A 4,717-nucleotide genomic window follows, 5' to 3' on the forward strand; every position below is an offset into this window, starting at 1 on the left:
TGCGATTAAATGTCCTGCGAGATTCCCGCTGTCGATGGCGGATACGTATTTTGGCTCGAGTGGATGAAGATTGCGCGTGTCATACCAGTTGAAAAAATGGCCGCGGTAACGGTCCAGTTTGTTCATCGTACAAAAAGTTTCTTCTAATCGATCTACCGCCGCGGTAATGCCAAGCCAGCCGAAATCGCGCGCCGCGAGGACTGATAAAAGATAGAGACCGATGTTTGTCGGCGATGTCCTATGCGCCAAGACCGGCTTCGGGGTTTCCTGAAAATTATCGGGAGGAAGCATGTGCTCCTCCGCGGTGACGAAGGTCTCGAAGAAACCCCATGTACGTCGCGCCACCAGGCGAAGGCTTGCTGAATCGCTGTCCGATAGAGGTTTGCGATTTAAAGGCGGGACCCGGCTCACCCACCAAGCCATTGCCGGCGAGAGCATCCAAGCGCCGAAGAACGGAATGCCGATCAGCCAGGAATTACGGCCAGAATAAGCGAGGATGACGGCGCCGGAGGCGGCTAAAGCGACGGCTCCCGCCATGCGCCGATAGAAACCAAACAATCGGAGTCTTTGATCGAAAGTCGCCTGCGCGGCGGCTACCCACTCCAGCAATCGACGCCGCGCGAACAGCCTGAATAGCGTCCGCACAATCGCATCCACCATTAACCAGCTCTGATGCGCGAGCAACGTTACTTGAAGAACGAACTGCAACACGGCAAGTTTGAGGTCAGAGCGAAATGCGCGCAGGTGGCTTAACGGGGTGATACCGTAACGCCCCGGTATGACTCTGGCGAGAAGAGGAAGCATTGCCGGCAGTGAGAGCGCAAAAAGAACAAAGCCACACCAGACCAATGCAGCCGTCGTTGGCAGAAGGGAACATCCGGCCAGAATGGCGAGGAAGGCGGCTGGAGCCGACAGGGTGCGTCGAAGATTGTCCACGAGCTTCCAGCGGCCTAACAGGGGAATGACAGTTTGCTCGCGGCGGTTCCCAAAATTTCGATTGGCGCCGATTATCCAGGGGAGCAATTGCCAATCGCCACGAGCCCATCGATGCTGGCGCGCCGCAGCAACGTCGTACCGGGATGGAAAATCTTCAAACACTTCGACGTCGGAGACCAGTCCGGCGCGCGCGAAAATCCCCTCGAGGAGGTCATGGCTGAGCACCGTGTTCTCAGGGATACGGCCTTCCAGGGCGGCTTCGAAGACATCCAGGTCGTAAATGCCCTTGCCGCTATAGGAGCCTTGCTCGAACAGGTCCTGATACACGTCCGAAACGGCCGATGCGTATGGGTCGATGCCGCTCGCGGTCGAGAAGACGCGCTGGAATATCGAACCTTCCTGAGAAGTGGGAAGCGACGGCGTTACGCGTGGCTGCAGCACGCCGTATCCTTCGACTACACGTCCGCAATCGGGATCGAGCCTTGGCCGATTAAGCGGGTGGGCCATCTTCCCGATCAGACGCTTTGCGGCTCCCATTGGCAGCCTCGTGTCCGCGTCCAAGGTAATTACATATCGAACACCGGGAGGGACGAGCGGCAACCCGCCACCGATCTCCTGGAAAGTCGTGTCGTTGGCGCCACGAAGTAGCCGGTTCAGCTCATGCAGCTTGCCGCGCTTGCGTTCCCATCCCATCCAACTCCCCTGGCTCTCGTTCCAGATCCGCCGGCGATGGAGCAAGAAAAACCGAGGTCCGTCGGCTGCCGGTCCGTGTCGGTTATTGAGGCGTGCGACACCTTCTATGGCAGCACCCAGAAGCTCCTCGTCACCTGGCGAACTTTCAGTCGGCGAGTCGATCCAGTCCGACAGAAGAGCAAACCGGAGATCGCCGTCGGAGCTCGCGAGATAATGCACCTCTATTCGCTCGATGAGCTCATCGACCGCCGTGCGTGTCGTAAGAAGTGCGGGCACGACGACAATTGTGCGGAGTTCAGCCGAGACACCGTTACGAAGTTCGAGTCCAGGGAGGGCAGCTGGGCCGAACCGATTTGTGACGGCGCGGTTTACCAGCGTGATTGCGGCATCCGTCGAGACGAACAGTCCAAAAATCGCGAGCGGTAGAAGAACCCACCCACCCGTGCCTGCCCAAAGGACCGCGAGCAAGGCCAATGCCAGAATTAACCCGGCGGCGAAGGCGATGGTCGCAAGATATCCTGAGATCCCGACCACCGCGTTCGCGCGTTTCAACCAATCCTTGAGCGGAGCGTGAAATCCGAGCTCCCTTTCGAAAGCGCAACGTCCTCCAGCGATCAAGTAGTAACCGGGATCGAGCTTGCGCGTATCCCATCGATCCATTTTGGTTTGCTGGTCCGCAGCTGCATGGTTTGCGGCGAGTAGAACTTTCCGAACGACGTCAATTTCCGAATGCTTTGAACCGCGCGCGAGGTTTTCAATGGCGCGCCGATATCGATCCCGAGTTGGAAAATCCATATTGGCAAAATCACTACCCGCCCGTAGCGTTTCATCGACCAGGCTGACGCTTTCAAAAAACTCCACCCAGTCAAGGGCGGACATCAGCCGCATGCTCGTAATGATGTTGCGGATGGTGACGTTCATCGCACCCTGTCTCTGGTGCTCTTCTTGAACGATTTCCTCGGCGATCGTGCCCTGAGATCTGAGACGTTCGTCCAACCACAGAAGCGCCGGCATTCCCTCCGGATCTTCATCGCGCAAACGCTGAACAAGCTGAACCGCAAAAGCAGTCTTGAGCGGCGATTTCGCAAGATCTTGCAGGGCCGTCACGGCCAGTTCAGGAGTCCCGGTAATTATGCCGAGCAAGCGATCAGCCAAGCCATCCGCGTTCTCGCGAGATTCTCGGTCACTCACCATGCGATCGCCCAAACGCCGAAGATTCTCCACCAGCACGATGCGAACGGTGATTGCGAGAGCCCAGAGCTCACCGATCGTGAGCGGGTGTACGCGCTGATAGGCCAGGACGAAACGGCGTAACATCTCGGGTTCGAAACGGCTGTCCGTATGCGCAACAAAAGCCCAAGCGATTTCAAAAACCCGCGGGTAGCCCTGGAATGGGCCTTCAGCCAGCTTTGGAAGCTGCCGGTAAAAACTCACGGGAAGATCGGTTCGGATCTCACGGATCTGATCTTCGACGATGTGAAAATTCTCGATCAGCCACTCGGCCGCCGCCGTGATTGGGCGCTTCTCCCGAACCGCTTCAGCAATAGCACCATAGGCTTTGAGAAGAGCTCCCTCGTTATCGCGGAGACGTTTTGCTAAAGATCGTCCACTTTCCGGTCTTGAGTTGACGGACCGTGCTGCGGCCAGACTCTCAGCGTGTTGCTCCAGACGCTCAATGCTGAAAAGCTCTTCCCGGATCGCTTCTTCATTTGCCCATGGGGCAGCCGGCGACGACCTCGAAAGGAAGCTCAGGATCGGAGGGTTTAATATAGCGGCGCTCCCAACAACAATCGTTTTTGATTTCGCTGTTCAGTCTCCCGCACTTAAGCTAATCGAAAACTGACAGCGCGGGTGATCCCTGCTTCGTGAGCAGGCCAACCCCGTCGCGCATGGACCGGCAAGATACTAGCGCGGCGAGCAGGATGGCCCAGCTCCCGTCGTTCTTGTTCAGGTAGGTCCAGGATACCCGTCGCACCCGACTCGTGGCCGGAGCGCAATATATATCAATATTCCGCCCCCTTCCGGGTCACGTCAATGTTTTCATTGCGGCATATAGGCTCTCAGTTTGTCCGTCGCCGCTGCTTACAGAAAGCCGACCAACTTTTGAGCTGACCGATCCTCGTCAAGCAATTCTCGCGTTAAAAAAATGGGCCGAACGATAGCTGGCCGTCCCTGTCCATTGCGTACATTCCGTCTTTGATGCCGCGGAGATCGGATTGGTGGTCGTTTATCTAGCAGGGACTATGATTATTCATTATTTCCTCTATATATCAGAGCGCTCGTCGCCACAAAGTATTGTATTTATACATGGATACGACGAAGTCAGATTGCTAGTAGGCAGCCCACGAACATCGACCGGGATCATGGATTAAGTGCGAAGCTGCCGCTATCCGATGTATAATAGTTAAGAGTGAGCACGTATCCGCTGCAAGCAAAGTTGATATGTTGTTGCGTCACACTGAAAATCGAAGATAGAAAGGAGCTGCAATGAGTGGATTCGAACGAACCGAGACGTCGACAGTCGAGGACGGCCCGGCGATCCGCTACAAGCTCATCGGACACGGACTTAACGGACCGCAAATCAGTGCATCACGCAACGGGGTGGGTATCGGCGGATGGTGGCCAATCATCGACAGCAAGGAAATTCTTGACACGATGATGGCGCAGATGGAAGCGGCGTGGAATGATTTCGAGCGCCTGCGGTGTCGTCCCGAGTAAGCCGTCGTTCGAGGCGTTCCCTCTCCGATGCAGTCATAGATTTCACCAGCCTAATAGAGTGTTGACCGAGGGGTCGTTCCAAGGCTGGTCGGCGAAAGCCAGGTTTAATCTCGCTCTCGAAAATGGATATGAATCAGTTCTACGGGATCGAAATCGGCGAGTTCTCGGCGTGGGTCGCGGATCGCCTCGTAGTTACGGAACAAGAACGATGCGCGCACTCTTCATTGGACAAACCTATATCGATGTGACGTTTCTCACCGACCGAATGCCGACTGGAGACGAGAAATACGTTGCAAAGACCTATGCAATCTCTTTCGGCGGCAACGCCGTCACAGCCGCTTTTTGTTGCGCAAAATTAGGAATCGCACCC

The 4,717-nt window shown here is 56.1% G+C and carries 2 protein-coding genes and 2 pseudogenes; 3 read left to right on the plus strand and 1 reads right to left on the minus strand.

Going from position 1 to position 4,717, the window contains the following annotated elements; all coding sequences use genetic code 11:
* A pseudogene (locus tag Q7S58_RS21915) lies at positions 1-2,946 on the minus strand (glycosyl transferase); the annotation flags it as partial.
* Between the two features lie 24 nt (positions 2,947-2,970).
* On the opposite strand from Q7S58_RS21915, the gene Q7S58_RS21920 reads away from it, so the two are divergent.
* From Q7S58_RS21920 to Q7S58_RS22405, 3 genes and pseudogenes are all read left to right on the plus strand, one after another.
* Positions 2,971-3,228 (plus strand): hypothetical protein, encoded by a 258-nt coding sequence (locus Q7S58_RS21920; protein WP_304831035.1) that lies wholly within the window; start codon positions 2,971-2,973, stop codon positions 3,226-3,228.
* Between the two features lie 888 nt (positions 3,229-4,116).
* Positions 4,117-4,347 (plus strand): hypothetical protein, encoded by a 231-nt coding sequence (locus tag Q7S58_RS21925; RefSeq protein WP_304831037.1) that lies wholly within the window; start codon positions 4,117-4,119, stop codon positions 4,345-4,347.
* Positions 4,348-4,555: 208 nt separating this feature from the next.
* Positions 4,556-4,717: pseudogene (locus Q7S58_RS22405) on the plus strand (sugar kinase); the annotation flags it as partial.

The organism is Candidatus Binatus sp. (genome assembly GCF_030646925.1).
GTDB lineage: Bacteria > Desulfobacterota > Binatia > Binatales > Binataceae > Binatus.